The sequence below is a fragment of the Rhodospirillaceae bacterium genome (assembly GCA_016712715.1).
Taxonomy (GTDB): Bacteria; Pseudomonadota; Alphaproteobacteria; order Dongiales; family Dongiaceae; genus Dongia.
The window spans coordinates 92,554-109,955 of sequence record JADJQM010000002.1 but is presented as its reverse complement, the minus strand read 5'-3'; the positions used below and the strand labels follow the sequence as shown (position 1 = coordinate 109,955).

Below are 17,402 nucleotides of genomic sequence, written 5' to 3'. Positions count from 1 at the left end.
ACCCTTTCCAGCATCGCCATTTTCCGTTACCATACTCGACCGAATGATCAAGAAACGGCCGCGTGGCTTTGGCCCGCGGGCGCGAGCTGACATACTCAGCCGCAAGGACAGCCAGGACCCCGAGGGACGCGGTCGCGAATGGCGCGCGCGAAGGGGTCAGACAAGCCAAGGGAGTGCGCGATGTCGTTGCTGATTCGTGGTGGGACCGTCGTCAATGCCGAGGGCGAAACCCGTGCCGATGTCTATTGCGAGGGCGGCAAGATCAAGGCCGTCGGTGCGAACCTCGAAGCGCCATCGGGAGCGCGCATTGTCGATGCCGGCGGGCAGTATGTGATGCCGGGCGGCATCGATCCCCACACGCATATGCAGCTGCCTTTCATGGGCACCGTGGCGTCCGAGGATTTCTTCAGCGGCACCGCGGCGGGGCTGGCTGGCGGCACCACCATGATCATCGATTTCGTCATCCCGGCGCCGCAGACCTCGCTGCTCTCCGCCTATGACCAGTGGCGCGAATGGGCCGAGAAATCCTGTGCCGATTACTCCTTCCATGTCGCCGTCACCTGGTGGTCCGACAAGGTCCGCGAGGAGATGGGCGTGCTCACGCGCGAGAAGGGCGTCAACTCGTTCAAGCATTTCATGGCCTATAAGAACGCGATCATGGTGCCGGATGAAAACCTGGTGCTGAGCTTCGCGCGTTGCCTGGAGCTGGGCGCCATTCCGACCGTGCATGCGGAGAATGGCGAGCTGGTCTATCACCTGCAGGCGGAGGTCTTGAAGAAGGGCATCACCGGTCCGGAAGGCCATCCGATGTCGCGGCCGCCCGAGGTCGAGGGCGAAGCTGCCAACCGCGCCATCCGTGTGGCGCAGGTGATCGGCAATCCGCTCTATATCGTCCACAATTCCTGCAAGGAAGCGGTCGAGGCGATCACGCGCGCGCGCAATGAAGGCCAGCGCGTCTATGGCGAGGTGCTGGCGGGTCATCTCCTCATCGATGACAGCGTCTATCGCCATCCCGATTTCGCGGTGGCGGCCGCCCATGTCATGAGCCCGCCCTTCCGGCCGAAGGAGAACCAGGAAATCCTGTGGCGGGCGCTGCAATCGGGCAATCTCCACACCACGGCGACCGATCATTGCTGCTTCTGCGCCGACCAGAAGGCGGCGGGCAAGAACGACTTCACCAAGATCCCCAACGGTACCGGCGGTGTCGAGGACCGCATGTCCGTGCTGTGGCATCACGGGGTCGGCACCGGGCGGTTGACGCCCTCGGAATTCGTGCGCGTGACCTCGACGGCCGCCGCGCAGATCTTCAACATCTATCCGCGCAAGGGTGCGATTGCCGTGGGGGCCGATGCCGACATTGTGGTCTGGGACCCGAAGGCCACGCGCACCATTTCGGCCAAGACCCATCACCAGAAGGTCGATTACAACATCTTCGAAGGGATGAGCGTCACCGGCAATGCGTCCGTGACGATCTCCCAGGGCAAAGTCGTCTATGAGAAAGGCGAGTTGAAGGTCGAGCGGGGCGCCGGCCGCTATATCGACCGCCCGACCTTCCCGGCCATGTTCGACGCCGTCGCCAAGGTCAACGCGCTGCGGGCACCCAAGCCCGTCGCGCGCAAACAGGAGAAGGCGGCGGAGTAAGACAAGCGCCCCTCACCCCGACCCTCTCCCCGCCCAGCCGACGAATGTCGGCCTTCGCCGACGGGAGGGGCGAGGGAGTTCCGACCGAGCGTGACTGTTAGCCCCTCGCCCCGCAGCCGACGAATGTCGGCCTTCGCCGACAGCGGGGAGAGGGGTTGGGGTGAGGGGGTCGCTCTAGCAAGCAGTATAGAAGGGAAACGGCCGTGCCTCCAGCGCGGCCGTTTCCCGTTGCGCTGAATTCTCGTTGGCGATGGGCGGATTCCAGTTCGCGGCGAAGGCGAGGAAGCTCCTGGTTTGCCTTGCCGCCCCCTCGGCATAGCTCCGCGCCAGCGGCCGGTCCCAGAAACGGGCGAGCGGTCCGCGGATCTCGACCGTGCTCCTGATCAGGGTGCCCGCCTTCGTCGGGATGAAGGCGTGTTCCGTGCGCAGGCGGGCCAGCGGCAGATAGGCCACGTCCCGGAAACGATAGGGCTCGATCATGGCCTCGACCCGCAGCTTCACCGCATCGCGGCCGCGCGGCTTCAGCGCAAAGACGCTGCCGGGTTCGGCCGGGCCGTCAAGCTCGATGCCCTCGATCTCGTCATCCCATTGCGGCCAGGCCGCGACATCGCTGAAGGCGCGGAAAAGCTGTTCCGCGGGCAGTTGGCTGTGAGTTTCGTAGGAATAGCGGCGCATGGCATCCTCCTCATATCTGGAAGGGCAGCCTAGCCGGGGGGAGTGTCAGATTCTGTCAGCAGCATGGCGGTTTGATCCCGCCAGTGATGTCGGCGCAACAATCGCTAGCCTACCAGTCGACCGGCACGCCGCGCTGCTTCCAGGCGCTGTCCTCGGAATGGGCGAGGATGCCGATGATGGCGGGAGCCGTGGCGCTGCCCTTGCCGTCGAGGCGCAAAGTGTAGGTAGTGTGGAAGTCGATGATCGGCCCGCCCGACTTGTTGATGAGCGCCCAGTCGAGATGGGCCTGGCCGAAGGTCGGCGACAGGGGCTGGAAGGCGAATTTGGCGATGCGCGCCTCGGCGAAATCGACCTTGTCGTAGAAGGCGACGAAGCCGGTCATGTCGGCCAGCATCTCTTCCTTGGTGCGGAAGACATAGCCCGTGTCCTCGGACAGGATCTGCACCGGAAAGGCATAATGGTCGCAGATGGCAACGGCGTTCTGCGCGGTGAAAGCGCGGGCATAGCCGTCGAAGAAGGCGCGGATGTCGCTGGGGGTCATGAAGATGAGGCTCGGTGCTGAAGAGGGTGCCGGAGTTTAGCAAGGCGGGTATGGGAAAGCGTCAATTTTCTGGCGCTTTGTCAATCGGCATCGAGCGGGTCCGGTGTCGGCAGGGCGGGGATAAGGGCGCCGCGGGCGCAAGGGTCGACGGTGATGAGCGCCTCGCGAATGAGGACGGCGAGATCGTTGCCCGCACGCTCGGGATGCAACCTGATCCAGTCGATGACCGCCTCGGTGGTGGCAAGATCGTCGGCGACGCAGGCCGGATCCGCCATGCCGTCACCCTGCGCCAGCTCGCGCACCGCGCCGATCATCGAGAGGCAGGCCGCGTGGTTCTCGGCGTCGGTCGCCATGCAGGTCTGTCCGGTCTCGGCGAAGGCGGGCGCGCTTAAGCAGGCGAGGCCGCAGATCGCCAGCGACCAGGTCCGGCGCCACATGCGGACGAGACCGGTCATGGGTCAGAAGCTCTTCCCGAGTTTTTCCGCTTCGGCGAGATAACCGTCGCGCATGTCGGCACTGGCCATTACGTCATAGAGGAGGTGCAGCTCCGCCTGCGGGATGCCGCAGTAATGCATGATGCCGGTGAGGAGCTGGGTGCGCATGGCGGTGTCATAGCCGCGTTTCTTATAGCCGGCCTCGTCGCCCGACGCCGTGCCGATGAGGAGCGCCTTGCTATGCGGCAGCTTGCGGTCGCCATAGGCCCAGCCATTGTTCCAGACGCGGTCGATCCAGCCCTTGGTCATGGCGGGGAAGGACCACCACCAGACCGGAAAGACGAAGGCGAGCGCGTCGTTGCGGCTGATCCGCGCCTGTTCCTGGAGGACGGCCTGGCTGTAGACCTTGTTGCCATCGTCCCAATCCGGTTCATCCGCCACCGGGAGAACGGGGTCGAAGCCTTCGCGGTGCAGATCGGCGATTTCGGCCTGGTGGCCGGCGGCGACGAGCCCGGCCACGAAGCGATCGAGGACTGCACCGGCGAAGGAATCTCGCCTGGGATGATCGAAGATGACGAGAATCTTCATCGGCTCAGATGTTCTGCGGCTCGGTGAGGCCGCAGCCCTTGAGGATGATCGTCGTGATCTGCTGGGCCGCCAATCGGAAATCGGCGTCGATAAGTTCGCGGCGGCCGAGCACGGCGGCGATCTGGGTCGCGAAATCGGCATAGGTCTGGGTCGTCGACCAGATCATGAAGAAGAGGTGCTTGGGATCGATCTTGTCGATGCGCCCGGCGCTGATCCAGGTCTCGATGATGGCCGATTTGCGCTCGACCCAATCCTTCAGATCCTGCCGCATGAAGCGATCGAAGCGGGGGGCGCCATGCAGCACCTCGTTGGCAAAGACGCGGCTGGCAATGGGCCGGTCGCGGGCGAGGTCGATCTTCTGCCCGATATAGTGGGCAAGCGCCGTCGCGGGGTCGGCCTCCGGCTGGATCTCCTGCGCCGTGTTCAGCCACAGCTCGATGATGTCGCGCAGCACGAATTGGTAAAGGTCGTTCTTGGTTTTGAAATAGTAATGAAGGTTGGCCTTGGGCAGCCCGGCGCGCTTGGCGATGAGGCTGGTCGAGGCCCCTCGAAGCCCATTTCGGCGAAGACTTCCTCGGCGGCCTTGCGGATGCTGGCTTCGATGCGGGCGCGGCTGCGGGCGCGGATGCCGACAGCGCCGTCTTCGGTATCGAGATTGGATTCGTCGCCCGACGATTCGGTCATCACAGCTTCCCCCACCCAAATGCCCCTGCTGCCCGGCATCTCGTCCTTTGCGGGATTTCTGGGCCAAGCTTGGGGTCAGTAAAACCGGATCGGGGCGATGTCTCAACCGGATTGTTTTACCGGCCGGACAATTCATCGGTCAGATTTTTATAAATGATGGATTTGGAACGGCTTAGAGGTGAGGGCGTTCTGAAAAAACCCCTCACCCCAACCCCTCTCCCCAGAGGGGCGAGGGGCTTTGTAGCAAACTCGATCGAAACTCCCTCGCCCCGCTTGCGGGGAGAGGGTTGGGGTGAGGGGTCTCAAACCACATTCAGGATCTCATGGCAGGCGCCCATCGTGTGGTAGTCGACTTTGCCGGCCGGGCTTTTCTCGTCGGAGTATTTGCGGTTGTCGCGGGTGAGGATGCGGTACCAGGCGCCGTGTTCATGGTCGACGAAATGGCGCCAGCTATAATCCCAGATCCGGTCATACCAGTGCCAATAGGCATCGTCGCCAGTCCGCGTCGCGAGGAGGGCGGCGGTGGCCAGTGTCTCGGCCTGGACCCAGAAATACTTGTCGCTGTCGCAGATCTCGTCTTCCGGGCCGAAGCCGTAGAAGATGCCGCCATTCTCCTGGTCCCAGGCCTTGGCGAGTGCCGTGTCGAAGAGCTGCTTCGCGCGCGGTGCCAACCAATCGGCGGGCCCGGCGAGATGCGCCTTGTGGCGTTCCATGATGAGGAGGAGCTTTCCCCATTCGGTGAGGTGGCCGGGTTGATAGCCCCAGGGGCGGAAGATGTTGCTCTTGTCGTTCCTGTTGTAATCCCAATCGACCGACCAATCGGCGTGGTAATGCTCCCACATCATGCCGCCCGCCAAGGCTGCCTGGCGTTCCGTGATGTTGTGGGCCAGCGTTTCGGCACGGTGCAGATAGCGCGTGTCACCCGTTGCCTCGAACGCCGCCAGCATCGCCTCGCAGGCATGCATGTTGGCGTTCTGCCCACGATAGGGATAGGTGATGGACCAATCGGCGCTGGCCTCGTCGGCATAGAGGCCGTGTCGCGGCTCCCAGAAGCGCCTCTCCATGAGGTCGAAGGTTTCGGCGAGATGGGGGCGTGCCGAGTCTTCGCCGGCCATGATCGCATGGGCATAGGCCAGCACGACAAAGGCCAGGCCGTAGCAATGATTGGTGCCGTCGAGCACGTGACTGCGGCCGTCCTGCCATGTGAGCGTCCAGGCATAGCCACCGGTCCCTGGGTCGCGGTGGGCATCGCGCAGGAAGGACAGCGCATGGCGCAGCCCGTTCTGATACGCGCTGTCGCCGAACTGCCGATAGGCCATGGCATAGGTGAAGACGAGGCGCGTCGAACTCACCAGATGCCGCGTGGTGGCATCATAGATGCTGCCGTCATCCTTCAGGAAATGGAAGAATCCGCCGGATTTGTCGATCGCGCGGGGATGATAGAAGGCCATGGTCTTGGCGATATGGCCCAGCAGGAAAGCGCGGTCGCGAAAACTCCTGACGGGCGGCACGGGCAGGGTCAAATCGGATTCCTCGCATCATCGGACGGGCGGGTGGTTCAACGCCCATCCCCGTCAGGGAAGGGCGGGCCGACAGCATTGCGGCCCACCGCCCCCTTGTCGATGCAAAAAACCGTTCGTGGCCCCTGCAGGGCAGCTTATGCCTCGGACAGGGCAGCCTCAGGCGGCGCGATTATCGCGGCCTTCGCGTACCGAGCGGTCGATCTCGGACCGGCTGATGCCGATATCGCGCAGCATGTGATCGGGCAGGGATTCCAGCCTGGCCACGTCCCGACGCCGACGATGGGCCTCGATCAGCCGGCGCAGCCATGTGCCCAAGCCAATCAACCAGGTGCGCCGCATATGGCGTGGGAGAACCGTACTCGTCATCTTTATCTCCTGGACCAAACCGGGGCCGGCAACAGTGCCGCGCCCCGCAGAGTCTGGAGATAGCAGTTTCTGGAAATCTGGCTGTGACGGCGTTCACAGATTGGTCGAACCAACCAACAAAACGGGCAAAAATCGCCTGAAGCTAGTTGAACGCGGGGTTGCCGGGGGGTGTCTTGGTCCACTCCGTCGTGACCGTCCAGCCGTCTTCCCGTTTCCTGATTACACAACTGGCGGCCCCCATCTCCTTCAGCAATTCGCAATTCCTTTCAAGGTCCTCCCGACGGGTTGATTTTGGGTAGTTCTCGGTGCGCTTGAATTTGGCTGGCATGACGACCTCCCTCTTCGATTGCGGCCCGATCGTGGATGACCGCTATTCCATTGCCAGTGCTTTCTCCCAGGCTTCGAGCTGTGCGTCGGTACGGTCGCCCATGCCGGCCTGGAACAGCAGATATTTCCGCGCCACCTCGGCATCCGCCGTGCGCTGGCATTCCGCGTCGAATTCGGTGGCGTTCCTTGCCTCGATGTTGACGAGGGGTGGATTGCAGGCAAGCAGCTTTGCCTTGTCGTCCGGCAGAAGCGCACTGTCCTTGATGACCTGTGCGATCGCCTTGACGCGCGCGATCCGCGCTTCGTCGACATGCTCTTCGGTCCGCTCATAGTCGGCGGACAGGAAGGCCGCGACCGCCTCCGGATCATCGGACAATGCGTTGGCGGCAGCGCCCGTCGCAAACTGCGTCTTGATGGTCAGGTCGCCCATGAACCAGCCATCCTTCGCGTAGTTCAGGCGGAAGCCGGAGAAGGTGCTGACGGCATCGTTGTTGGTCTTGTTGCCATTGGCGTCGGCCTCCAGCGAGGTCGGCGGCGTCAATTGCCCGACGGTCCGCTTCAATCCGGCATTGACCTGGACCGGCGTCTTGGGGTCGTCGTTCACCTGGATGGCGAGATTGAATCCGGTCTGTTCGCCATAGACCAGGGTCTTGTGACAGCCGCTGAGCAGGATCGCCGCCGCGACGATGATGAGCGGGATGGAAAGGCGATGAAAAGGAGCGAGCGCCATGGCATCAGTTCCTTATGGCTGGGGTGCCGGCGTGGACCCGGCGGTATCGGCGTTCTTGGCCACTTCGTCGTCATAGCAATCGAAGATCTCCTTCATGGCCGCCCGCTGCTCTTTGGTCTTGATTGCCTGTGCAAACCCCGTCGCCGCAGCACCGGTTGCCAGATATTCCTTGAAGCCGGTCAGGAAGATGCCGTCGATTTCAAGCTCAGAGCAGGACAGCACCGACATCGCTTCGCGGGCATCCGTGTTCGGGGTGACGTTCTTGTTTGCAGTGGGCGGGGCCGAGACGGGCACGATGGCGCCGAATTTGCGGTCATAGCCGATGATGACATGGCCGGTGGTCTGGTCCTGATTGACCGCGGCGTTGACGCCGACGACAGTGCGGTGGCCGAGATAGAGGTTGGTGGCGTCGCAGGCGGCGAGGAGCGGGGCGAGAATGAGCAGGGCGGCGCCTGCTGCCACCGTTCCCCGGATGGACGTCATGCCGATTGCAAGCATGCTGAACTCCCCCTGCCGATGTTAAGCGTCAAATGATCAAATCGGTTGCACGTCCTAATTCGCGAGATAACTGAGATAGGCAAAGCGTGTCGCCTGCGGCTGTGACGGCCGGTAACTGAGAGCGTAGGCGACACTTTCCGACGCATCGAGGCGCGCCATTCGCGTGGTCGCGATCAGGCCCGCATTCGCCGACAGGTCGTCGCGTGCCAATCCCATTTCCAACCCCACCGTCCAGCTATCGGTCGCCACGGCCGGCCGGTCGAGCAGGTCGACCGCGAAAAAATGCCAGCCCGGCGTCAACTCCTGGTCATCCCGCAGATCGAACACATAGCTGCGGCGGCCGAAGCCAAGCTGCAGGCCCGGATCATCGGCGCGGCTGCGGACATAGCCGCCCAGCGAATAGACATCGACCACCCAGGCACCGTCGGCGCGATGCACGCTGCTGGCAATGGCCCCCATCTGGTCGACCGCGCATCCGCTGCTGACCAGGCTGGCACCAAGCAGCAGTGCCGCGCGGATGCTGGAAGGGATGCCCACACCCGTCACATGCCGGCCCGTCATCCGTCGCCCCAACAGCCGCTACCAGCACTCACCTGAGATTGCATGACGCCTCGCCGTCGCAAGGATTGTCGATTTAATAATAGTTAATATTAACGGTCACACAACCCTGAGTATACCAACGTGTCGAGGGAATCACAATCGGAGAAATTTCCGCACTTCAACCGAGGGTGGCATGCCGATCTGCAATCTAACCAATCGGTCAACTTTAATTGACCGTCTGGAAAGAATGTGTTTTGATGATGCGCATAGGTAGCCGATCGCCATCCTATAAGCCGCATCCCGCTGTTGAACTGAGGATGCAAGGGCGATCCGGCCAGGGATTGAGCTTTTGCCAACCGGGAGGAACGCCCATGAGCGAGCATGCCGCGCCAGATATCCGTGCGGGTCGCCTCACCGCCGCCGAAGTGGCGGCCAATTTCGATGATGTGAAGCCACCGCTGGACCATAAGCGCGCGCTCGTCGAAAGCAGCCGCTGTTTCTATTGTTATGACGCGCCCTGCATCGAGGCCTGTCCGACCAGCATCGATGTGCCGAGCTTCATCCGCTCGATCTCGGTGGGTGATCCGATCGGCGCTGCCGAGACGATCCTGGAAGCCAATATCATGGGCGGCATGTGCTCCCGTGTCTGCCCGGTCGAGATCCTGTGCGAAGACGCCTGCGTGCGGAATCATTCGGAAGACAAGCCGGTCGCCATCGGCGCGCTGCAGCGCTTTGCGACCGATGCGTTGGTGGCCACCGGCAAGCAGCCTTTCACGCGCGCCCCTTCGAGCGGGAAAAAAGTTGCCGTGGTCGGCGGCGGACCGGCCGGCCTCTCGGCCGCGCATCGCCTCTCGCGCCTTGGTCATGAGGTCACCGTGTTCGAAGCGCGCGAAAAGCTGGGCGGACTCAACGAATATGGCATCGCCGCCTACAAGACGGTGCATGATTTCGCGCAGACGGAAGTCTCCTTCATCCTGGCGCTTGGCGGCATCACGGTGAAGACCGGCCAGGCCCTGGGCCGCGACGTGACACTGGAATCCTTGCGCAAGTCTCACGATGCCGTGTTCCTGGCCATGGGGCTTGGCGGCGTCAATGCGCTGGGCGCCGAGGGCGAGGCGTTGGCGGGCGTCGAGGATGCGGTGGCCTATATCTCGCGGCTGCGCCAGGCCAAGGACAAGACCAGCCTGCCGGTCGGCCGCAAGGTCGTGGTGATCGGCGGCGGCAACACGGCGATCGACATCGCTATCCAGACTAAGCGCCTCGGCGCCGAGGATGTGACGCTGGTCTATCGCCGCGGGCCGGACAATATGAGTGCCACCCATCACGAGCAGGAATTTGCCCAGGTGAACGGGGTCAGGATCAAGCATTGGGCGCGGCCGGTGAAGCTGTTTGGCGCCAAGGGTGCCGTGCGCGAGATCGCGTTCGAATACACCCAGCTTGATGACAGGGGCCGCCTGATGGGGACCGGCGAGACGTACTCGATCCTGTGCGACACGGTGTTCAAGGCGATCGGGCAGACCCTGGTGGCCGACCCGCTCAACGGCAAGGCCAAGGATGTGCTCGACATGGCCGGCGGCAAGATCGCCGTGAATGAGGATTTCGCGACCTCGATCAAAGGCGTGTTCGCCGGTGGCGATTGCGTGAATTCGGGGGTTGATCTCACGGTGCAGTCTGTCGCCGACGGTCGCGACGCGGCGATTGCGATCGACGCGTATCTGCGCGGCGAAGCGTAAGGGAGGGAATGATGGCTGATCTCCGCTCGAATTTCATCGGTATCAAATCACCCAACCCGTTCTGGCTCGCTTCCGCGCCGCCGACGGACAAGGAATACAATGTCGTGCGCGCCTTCCAGGCCGGCTGGGGTGGCGTCGTGTGGAAGACGCTGGGCGAAGATCCGCCCGTGGTGAATGTGAGTTCGCGCTACGGCGCCATGCATCTCGGGCCCGACCGGATGATCGGCTTCAACAATATCGAGCTCATCTCCGACCGGCCGCTGGACATCAACCTGCAGGAGATCAAGCGGGTAAAGCGCGACTGGAAAGACCGCGCGATGCTGGTGTCGCTGATGGTGCCCTGCGAGGAGGCCGCCTGGAAGGCCATCCTGGCGCGGGTCGAGGACACTGAAGCCGACGGGATCGAGCTCAATTTCGGCTGCCCGCACGGCATGTCGGAACGCGGTATGGGGGCCGCCGTGGGCCAGGTGCCGGAATATGTCGAGATGGTCGCGCGCTGGTGCAAGCAGCACACGCGCATGCCGGTCATCGTCAAGCTGACGCCCAATGTGACCGATGTCAGGAAGCCTGCGCAGGCGGCGAGACAAGGCGGGGCGGATGCCGTCTCGCTCATCAATACCATCAATTCGATCTGCTCGGTCGATCTGGATGCGATGGCGCCCACCCCCGTGGTCGACGGCAAAGGCACCCATGGCGGCTATTGCGGCCCGGCGGTGAAGCCCATCGCCCTCAACATGGTGGCGGAGATCGCGCGCGATCCGGCGACCCATGGCTTGCCGATCTCGGCCATCGGCGGCATCGGTACTTGGCGGGACGCCGCCGAGTTCATGTCGATGTCGGCCGGGAATGTCCAGGTCTGCACGGCGGCCATGCATTACGGCTTCCGCATCGTCGAGGAGATGGCGAGTGGCCTCTCGAACTGGATGGACGAGAAGGGTTATCGGACGATCGAGGATTTCCGGGGCAAGGCCGTGCCCAACGTCACCGACTGGCAGCAGCTCAATATCAATTTCAAGACCATCGCCCATATCGACCAGGCAACATGCATCCAGTGCGGGCTCTGCTATGTCGCCTGCGAGGACACCTCGCATCAGTCGATCAGTGCCAAGCGCGTGGACGGCAAGCGCCGCTACGAGGTGATCGATGAGGAATGCGTGGGCTGCAACCTCTGCTACCACGCCTGCCCGGTGCCCAATGTCATCACCATGGTGCCGCAGAATACCGGCAAGCCTTATCTCAACTGGACCCAGGACCCCCGGAACCCGATGCGCAAGAAGGCGGCGGAATAGCCGCTGAAAACCATGTCATCAAGGCCAAAGGCCGGTGCGCAAGCGCCGGCCTTATTTGTTGCGGAGGCTTCCTCGGCAGGGTGTGAGCCAGGGGCGTTTCCCCGCAGCGAAAAGCCTATTTCACCAGCCTCTTCATTCCTATTTAATGGCTTTGAGGTCAATATCGTCATACGGCGCCGGTACTCGGTTATCTCACTGTAAGAATGGGATTATTCAGCCAGTCAGCGCGGTATGGGACGTGGAGTGACGGGTTGTGATGTCGATGGTGACGGTCTCGGGAGTGACGGTTTCGGGCGATACGGCAGCGATGATGGGGACCGCCATGATCGGGACGGCCATGATCGGTACGGGGGCGGATCGGGTCCCGCCCCAGCCTGTCCTGCCGGCCTGGACCGAAATGCTGCGCGCCGATGGCGGGTTCCTGCCGCGCCTCGGGGGCAATCTCGCGGCGGCCCTGCTCTATTTCCTGCTCGGCCTCGCCGTCGGCAAATATTTCGCGGCCTATGGCCTCTTCCCAGCGCCGATCTGGCTGCCGGCGAGCATCGCCATCGTGGCCGCCATGCTGGGCGGCTGGCGCTTTTTCCCCGGCCTGTTCCTGGGATCGTTCCTGATCAATTATGGCTTCTTCGACTCGAGCCTGCTGGTGGCCAGCATCATCTCCCTCAGCAATGCGCTGGGGCCGATTCTGGCCGTCGTCCTGCTGCGTCGGCTGAACCGCAGCACGGCATTGTTCAGCAGTTTCGCCGGCGTGGTCGCGTTCATCTTCTGCGCGGTGCTGCTGCATCCGGTCTTCACCGCGACGGGCGGCACCCTGGCCCTGAACCTGACCGGCCCATCCGACATCACCGCCATCACGCGGACCTGGGTGAGCTGGTGGCTGTGCGACAGCGGCGGGACGCTCTCCTTTGCGCCTTGCCTGCTCATGTGGCTGGGCGGGGAGCGGGTGCCGGAGGAGAGTTCGCGGGCGCTCACCCGCCAGGACCGGATCGTGTGGCTCGGCGTCGCCATCATCGTCGTTTCCCTGTTCGCCCTGCCGCCGGCACCCATCGCGCTGTTTGCGACCCTGCCTTTCCTGCTGGTAGTGCCGCTCTCCTGGATCGCGCTCAACACCTCGCTGCGCGCGGCCTATACGCTGGTCTCGCTGGCCTCTGTCATCGCCATGGCGGGGACCGCCGCCGGCATGGGACCGTTTCATGCGCCGGCCAGCATCAACCCGCTGCAGATGGCCGGCGAGCTCATCGTGCTCCTCACCATGACGACGCTCACCATCGTCGCCTTGTTCCGCGAGCGGCGTGCGGCGGAGGCGGCTACGCGGGCGAAAAGCATGCTGCTCGCCACCGCCAGCCATGACTTGCGGACGCCGCTCAACGCCATCATCGGCTTTGCCGATCTGCTGCGCGGCAGCGGCCGGGTGGCACTGAGCGAGGATCGCAGCCGTGACTATGCCAATCACATCCATGCCAGCGGTTCGCTGCTCCTTGGCATGATCGACGAGATCCTGGACCATGCCAAGATCGAGGCCGGCAAGCGGCGGATCGAGCCGCAGATGCTGGATGCCCGCGCTGTTGTCGAGGCCTGCCTGGCCATGCTGGCGCCGCGCGCCGCGGAAAAGAACCTGCAGCTCGGCGTGGTCGCCCCGGCCGAGGTGACGCTTCATGCCGATGAACTGGCCTTGCGGCAGATCCTCCTCAACCTCCTCTCCAACGCGGTCAAGTTCACCGAGGCGGGCGGGCAGATCGACATTCGCCTGATGTCGCTGGCCGATGGGGCCGGCGTGCTGGAAGTGGTCGATGACGGCGTCGGCATGAGCGAGGAGGAGCTGGCCCGCGTGCTGCTGCCCTTTGAGCAGACCGGTACCGGGCGCAAGCAGCAGGGCAGCACGGGCCTCGGCCTTTCCATCGTCGTGCGCCTTGCGGAATTGCATGGCGGCAAATTCTCGATCACCAGCGCGCCCGCCAAGGGCACCACGGTTCGGATCAGTTTCCCACCCGCGCCGAAGGCCGCCTGAAGGGCATTCGCATCTGCGAAAAACCGTTGCCGGTCACTTGCGATTATGAAACTATCATGACGCGAGTTTGATAGGCGGCCGGAGTTTAAAACGCTCTCGCGCCGCACTTGCACCCGACCAGATTTCGGCCGCTTTTACCCCCTGGCCGTCGGGTGGGCTCGCCTCCACGGGGTAACTGCCAAAAAACGCGACATAATTCTATAGCAGGAGAAGGCTATGATCCGGGTAACGCGACGTGCATTTCTGCATGCTTCGGCCGCACTGTCGGCCCTTTCCGCCACCACCGTATTGCCGCGCCTTGCGCGCGCGGAAGGTGCCATCAAGGTGGCGGCGATCTATACCGTGCCCATCGAACAGCAATGGGTGAGCCGCATCCACAAGGCCGCCACGACCGCCAAGGACCGCGGCGATATCGAGTATGTGTTCTCGGAGAAGGTCTCCAACACGGATTACGAACGCGTCATGCGCGAATATTGCGAGGCCGGCCATCAGTTGATCGTCGGCGAAGCCTTCGCGGTCGAGGATGCCGCGCGCGCCGTCGCCAAGGATTATCCGAACGTCGCATTCCTGATCGGCTCATCGTTCAAGCCGGACAGGGCCTTGTCCAATTTTGCCACCTTCGACAATTACATCCAGGATGCCTCCTATCTGAGCGGCATGATCGCCGGCGCCATGACCAAGAGCGGCAATATCGGCATGGTCGGTGGCTATCCCATTCCGGAAGTGAACCGGCTGATGAACGCCTTCATGGCGGGTGTAAAGGAAGTGCGGGCCGACACCAAGTTCCAGGTGGCTTTCATCGGCTCCTGGTTCGACCCGCCCAAGGCCAAGGAAACGGCGCTGGCACAGATCGATGCGGGGGCTGACCTCCTTTATGCCGAACGCTTCGGCGTGTCGGATGCCGCCAAGGAAAAGGGCGTGTTGGCGGTCGGCAATGTGATCGACACCCAGGCCGAATATCCCGATACCGTCGTGGCTTCCGCCTTGTGGCATTTCGAGCCGACGCTGGACCAGGCCATCGCCAAGGTGAAAGACAAGAGCTTCGCCGCCGACGATTACGGCGCCCTGTCGTTCATGAAGGCGGGTGGCTGCAGCCTGGCGCCCTTGGGCACCTTCGAGGGCAAGGTGCCGGCGGAGATCGTCGCCAAGGTCCAGGCGCGCGAGGCCGAGATCAAGAGCGGCGCCTTTACCGTCACGATCGACGATAACGAGCCGAAATCAAGCTGATGCCAGAGATGGTGAATGGCCAGCCGGAGGATGTGGTCCTCCGGCTGGCCGGCATTTCCAAGAGCTTCGGACCGCTCAAGGCCAATGACGGGATCAGCTTCGAGCTCCATCGCGGGGAAGTGCTGGCTTTGCTGGGCGAAAACGGCGCCGGCAAGACGACGCTCATGAACATCCTGTTCGGCCATTACGTGGCCGATGCGGGAGAGATCACGGCCTTTGGCCAGGCGCTGCCGCCCGGCAGTCCGCGTGCCGCGCTCGAGGCCGGGATCGGCATGGTGCATCAGCACTTCACGCTCGCCGACAATCTCACCGTGCTCGACAACATCGTGCTCGGCACGGAATCGCTCTGGTCCTGGCGGTCGCAAGCGGCGGCGGCACGGCAGCGCATCGCACAGCTCGCTGCTGATTTTGGGCTTGGCGTGAACCCGGAGGCGCGCATCGCGGATCTGTCGGTCGGCGAGCGGCAGCGGGTCGAGATCCTGAAGGCGCTCTATCGCAATGCCCGCATTCTCATCCTCGACGAACCGACGGCGGTGCTGACACCGCAGGAAAGCGAGGGCCTGTTCGCGACGCTGGAAAAACTGGTGGCGCGCGGGCTTGCCATCATCTTCATTTCCCACAAGCTCCATGAAGTGCTGGCGGTGAGCGACCGGGTGCTGGTGCTGCGCCAGGGGCGCCTGGTCGGTGGCCGCGAGACGGAGGGCGCCACGCGCCAGGATCTTGCCGAATTGATGGTGGGTCGGCCGATTCCGGTCCCCAAGGTCGAGCCGCAATCGGCGGGGCCAGAACTCCTCAATCTCGCCGGGGTGACGATTGCCGGCAGCCATGGCCGCAACGAGCTGCAATCCGTCGATCTCTCCCTCCATGAAGGCGAGATCCTCGGCATCGCCGGGGTGAGCGGCAACGGCCAGGCGGCCCTTGCCGAATTGCTGAGCGGCCTGGTTTCGGCCAGTGCCGGGACCTTCACGCTGTTTGGCGAAAGGATCGGGGATGCCGACGCGTCGGCCATGGTCGGGCGCGGTGTGGGCCGCATCCCGGAAGACCGCCATGCGGTGGGCCTCATCGGCGACATGTCGATCACCGAGAACATGATCAGTGAACGCTATCGCGAACGGCCCTTCTCGAAGCATCAGCTCATCGACTGGCAGGCGGCGCGCAACTTCGCGGAAAGCATCATCGCCGGTTTCGACGTGCGCTGCCCGGGGCCTCAGGCGACGGCAAGGCTGCTCTCGGGCGGCAACATGCAGAAGCTGATCCTGGGCCGCGAGATGGCGGGGAATCCGAAGCTCATCCTGGCGGCGCAGCCGACGCGCGGTCTCGATATCGGCGCGGTCGGCTATGTGCATGAACAATTGCTGAATGCCCGCAAGCGGGGCGCCGGCATCCTGCTGATCTCGGAGGATCTCGACGAGTTGCTGACCTTGAGCGACCGCATCGCCATCATCTATCGCGGGCAGATCTCGGCACCGATGGCGCGCGCCGATCTTTCGGTGCAGCAGATCGGCTTGATGATGGCGGGACATGGGTTTGCCCATCATGAGGCAGATCATGCGGCTTGAACCACGCCTGGAAACGCCCTGGGTCCTGTGGCTGGCGGCGCCGGCCGCTTCCATCGCCGCCAGCCTGGTCGTCGCAGCCCTCCTCGTGCTATGGAGCGGGGCCGATCCGTTCGGCGTCTTCGGCCTCGTCATCAAGGGCGCGCTGGGATCGCAATTCGCGATCTTCGAGACACTGACCCGGGCGACGCCCCTCATCTTCACCAGCCTTGCCGCCGCCGTGGCGTTCCGCGCGCGGCTGTGGAACATCGGCGGCGAGGCGCAATTCTATGGCGGTGCCATCATGGCGGCCTTGCTCGGCACTGGCTTGCTGCCGCTGCCTAGTCCCATCCTCATTCCGGTCCTGCTTATTGCCGGCGCCCTGGCCGGTGCCGTGCTGCTGTTGGGGCCGACCCTCATGAAGACGCGCTTCGGCGTCGACGAGGTGGTGACCACCCTGCTCATCAACTTCATCATCCTGCTGTTCGTCTCTTTCCTGCTGGAAGGGCCGCTCAAGGACCCGATGGGCATGGGCTGGCCGCAATCACGCAAAGTCATCGAGGCGGCGCAACTGCCCAAGATCATTGCGGGGAAGCGCCTGCATCTGGGCTTTGCCCTGGCCCTTGCCATGGCGGCCCTGGTCTGGTTCATCAACACGCGCACGATCCATGGCTATGAAATGCGCGCGGTCGGCTTCAATCCGCGCGCGGCCCGCTTTGCCGGCATGAAGGTCGACCTCGTCATGGTGAAGGTGGCGCTGCTCTCCGGCGGGCTTGCGGCCATGGCCGGTGTGTCGGAAGTGATCGGCCTCAAGGGCAACCTCACCCTCGATCTGTCGCCCGGCTTCGGCTATGCGGGGATCGTGGTTGCCATGCTGGCGATGCTGCATCCCCTGGGCGTGGTCGCGGCCGCGATCTTTGTCGCGGCCATGTTCGTCGGCGCGGATGCCATGAGCCGGCAGGCGGGTGTCCCCAGCTATATTGCCCAGGTCATGGTGGCCACAGCCTTGCTCACCATGGTGGTCGGCATGCTGTTCACGCGTTTCCGCCTGCGGTGGAAGTGA

The 17,402-nt window shown here is 63.6% G+C and carries 16 protein-coding genes and 1 pseudogene; 7 read left to right on the top strand and 10 right to left on the bottom strand.

The window, feature by feature from the left end; all coding sequences use genetic code 11:
• Window positions 1-180: 180 nt before the first annotated feature.
• Window positions 181-1,641: a dihydropyrimidinase gene (gene hydA / locus IPK59_11245; GenBank protein MBK8159301.1), complete on the top strand. Its 1,461-nt coding sequence runs from the start codon at window positions 181-183 to the stop codon at window positions 1,639-1,641.
• A 174-nt stretch (window positions 1,642-1,815) separates the two neighbouring features.
• On the opposite strand, the gene IPK59_11240 is transcribed toward hydA, so the two are convergent.
• The 10 genes and pseudogenes from IPK59_11240 to IPK59_11195 all read right to left on the bottom strand — a co-directional run bounded on the left by IPK59_11240 (window position 1,816) and on the right by IPK59_11195 (window position 8,568).
• Window positions 1,816-2,316, bottom strand: coding sequence for an SRPBCC family protein (locus IPK59_11240; protein ID MBK8159300.1), 501 nt, complete (start codon window positions 2,314-2,316; stop codon window positions 1,816-1,818).
• 109 nt (window positions 2,317-2,425) lie between these two features.
• Entirely contained in the window at window positions 2,426-2,857 is a 432-nt protein-coding gene (locus IPK59_11235; GenBank protein MBK8159299.1) for a hypothetical protein, read from the bottom strand.
• An 80-nt stretch (window positions 2,858-2,937) separates the two neighbouring features.
• Entirely contained in the window at window positions 2,938-3,312 is a 375-nt protein-coding gene (locus tag IPK59_11230; GenBank protein MBK8159298.1) for a hypothetical protein, read from the bottom strand.
• Window positions 3,313-3,315: 3 nt separating this feature from the next.
• Window positions 3,316-3,879 carry an NAD(P)H oxidoreductase gene (locus IPK59_11225; protein MBK8159297.1) on the bottom strand — a complete coding sequence of 188 codons (564 nt, stop codon included), beginning with the start codon at window positions 3,877-3,879 and terminating at the stop codon, window positions 3,316-3,318.
• Window positions 3,880-3,883: 4 nt separating this feature from the next.
• Window positions 3,884-4,563, bottom strand: a pseudogene (locus IPK59_11220) (TetR family transcriptional regulator C-terminal domain-containing protein).
• A gap of 302 nt (window positions 4,564-4,865) precedes the next feature.
• Complete coding sequence (locus IPK59_11215) at window positions 4,866-6,014, bottom strand: AGE family epimerase/isomerase (GenBank protein MBK8159296.1); 1,149 nt, start codon at window positions 6,012-6,014, stop codon at window positions 4,866-4,868.
• A 228-nt stretch (window positions 6,015-6,242) separates the two neighbouring features.
• The gene (locus IPK59_11210) at window positions 6,243-6,425 is read right to left on the bottom strand and encodes a DUF1127 domain-containing protein (protein MBK8159295.1); all 183 of its coding nucleotides are present in this window, start codon (window positions 6,423-6,425) and stop codon (window positions 6,243-6,245) included.
• A gap of 397 nt (window positions 6,426-6,822) precedes the next feature.
• Window positions 6,823-7,509: a hypothetical protein gene (locus tag IPK59_11205; protein MBK8159294.1), complete on the bottom strand. Its 687-nt coding sequence runs from the start codon at window positions 7,507-7,509 to the stop codon at window positions 6,823-6,825.
• Window positions 7,510-7,521: 12 nt separating this feature from the next.
• On the bottom strand, window positions 7,522-8,007 hold the full coding sequence (locus tag IPK59_11200; protein ID MBK8159293.1) for a hypothetical protein: 486 nt from the start codon (window positions 8,005-8,007) through the stop codon (window positions 7,522-7,524).
• A gap of 54 nt (window positions 8,008-8,061) precedes the next feature.
• Window positions 8,062-8,568: a hypothetical protein gene (locus IPK59_11195; GenBank protein MBK8159292.1), complete on the bottom strand. Its 507-nt coding sequence runs from the start codon at window positions 8,566-8,568 to the stop codon at window positions 8,062-8,064.
• Between the two features lie 350 nt (window positions 8,569-8,918).
• Between IPK59_11195 and IPK59_11190 the strand changes: the two genes are divergently transcribed.
• The 6 genes from IPK59_11190 to IPK59_11165 all read left to right on the top strand — a co-directional run bounded on the left by IPK59_11190 (window position 8,919) and on the right by IPK59_11165 (window position 17,402).
• Window positions 8,919-10,280, top strand: coding sequence for an NAD(P)-dependent oxidoreductase (locus tag IPK59_11190; protein ID MBK8159291.1), 1,362 nt, complete (start codon window positions 8,919-8,921; stop codon window positions 10,278-10,280).
• An 11-nt stretch (window positions 10,281-10,291) separates the two neighbouring features.
• Window positions 10,292-11,569, top strand: a complete 1,278-nt coding sequence (preA, locus tag IPK59_11185; protein ID MBK8159290.1) for an NAD-dependent dihydropyrimidine dehydrogenase subunit PreA — start codon at window positions 10,292-10,294, stop codon at window positions 11,567-11,569.
• 256 nt (window positions 11,570-11,825) lie between these two features.
• Window positions 11,826-13,577, top strand: a complete 1,752-nt coding sequence (locus IPK59_11180; protein MBK8159289.1) for an MASE1 domain-containing protein — start codon at window positions 11,826-11,828, stop codon at window positions 13,575-13,577.
• Between the two features lie 216 nt (window positions 13,578-13,793).
• On the top strand, window positions 13,794-14,804 hold the full coding sequence (locus tag IPK59_11175; protein MBK8159288.1) for a BMP family protein: 1,011 nt from the start codon (window positions 13,794-13,796) through the stop codon (window positions 14,802-14,804).
• Window positions 14,804-16,363, top strand: a complete 1,560-nt coding sequence (locus tag IPK59_11170; GenBank protein MBK8159287.1) for an ABC transporter ATP-binding protein — start codon at window positions 14,804-14,806, stop codon at window positions 16,361-16,363. The genes IPK59_11175 and IPK59_11170 overlap by 1 nt, the downstream gene beginning before the upstream one ends.
• Window positions 16,353-17,402 carry an ABC transporter permease gene (locus IPK59_11165; GenBank protein MBK8159286.1) on the top strand — a complete coding sequence of 350 codons (1,050 nt, stop codon included), beginning with the start codon at window positions 16,353-16,355 and terminating at the stop codon, window positions 17,400-17,402. Before IPK59_11170 ends, IPK59_11165 begins: the two co-directional genes overlap by 11 nt.

Coding starts and splice junctions, on each gene's coding strand:
- hydA (MBK8159301.1), top strand. CDS start 181: ATGTCGTTGCTGATTCGTGGTGGGACCGTCGTCAATGCCGAGGGCGAA.
- IPK59_11240 (MBK8159300.1), bottom strand. CDS start 2,316: ATGCGCCGCTATTCCTACGAAACTCACAGCCAACTGCCCGCGGAACAG.
- IPK59_11235 (MBK8159299.1), bottom strand. CDS start 2,857: ATGACCCCCAGCGACATCCGCGCCTTCTTCGACGGCTATGCCCGCGCT.
- IPK59_11230 (MBK8159298.1), bottom strand. CDS start 3,312: ATGACCGGTCTCGTCCGCATGTGGCGCCGGACCTGGTCGCTGGCGATC.
- IPK59_11225 (MBK8159297.1), bottom strand. CDS start 3,879: ATGAAGATTCTCGTCATCTTCGATCATCCCAGGCGAGATTCCTTCGCC.
- IPK59_11215 (MBK8159296.1), bottom strand. CDS start 6,014: ATGGCCTTCTATCATCCCCGCGCGATCGACAAATCCGGCGGATTCTTC.
- IPK59_11210 (MBK8159295.1), bottom strand. CDS start 6,425: ATGCGGCGCACCTGGTTGATTGGCTTGGGCACATGGCTGCGCCGGCTG.
- IPK59_11205 (MBK8159294.1), bottom strand. CDS start 7,509: ATGGCGCTCGCTCCTTTTCATCGCCTTTCCATCCCGCTCATCATCGTC.
- IPK59_11200 (MBK8159293.1), bottom strand. CDS start 8,007: ATGCTTGCAATCGGCATGACGTCCATCCGGGGAACGGTGGCAGCAGGC.
- IPK59_11195 (MBK8159292.1), bottom strand. CDS start 8,568: ATGACGGGCCGGCATGTGACGGGTGTGGGCATCCCTTCCAGCATCCGC.
- IPK59_11190 (MBK8159291.1), top strand. CDS start 8,919: ATGAGCGAGCATGCCGCGCCAGATATCCGTGCGGGTCGCCTCACCGCC.
- preA (MBK8159290.1), top strand. CDS start 10,292: ATGGCTGATCTCCGCTCGAATTTCATCGGTATCAAATCACCCAACCCG.
- IPK59_11180 (MBK8159289.1), top strand. CDS start 11,826: ATGTCGATGGTGACGGTCTCGGGAGTGACGGTTTCGGGCGATACGGCA.
- IPK59_11175 (MBK8159288.1), top strand. CDS start 13,794: ATGATCCGGGTAACGCGACGTGCATTTCTGCATGCTTCGGCCGCACTG.
- IPK59_11170 (MBK8159287.1), top strand. CDS start 14,804: ATGCCAGAGATGGTGAATGGCCAGCCGGAGGATGTGGTCCTCCGGCTG.
- IPK59_11165 (MBK8159286.1), top strand. CDS start 16,353: ATGCGGCTTGAACCACGCCTGGAAACGCCCTGGGTCCTGTGGCTGGCG.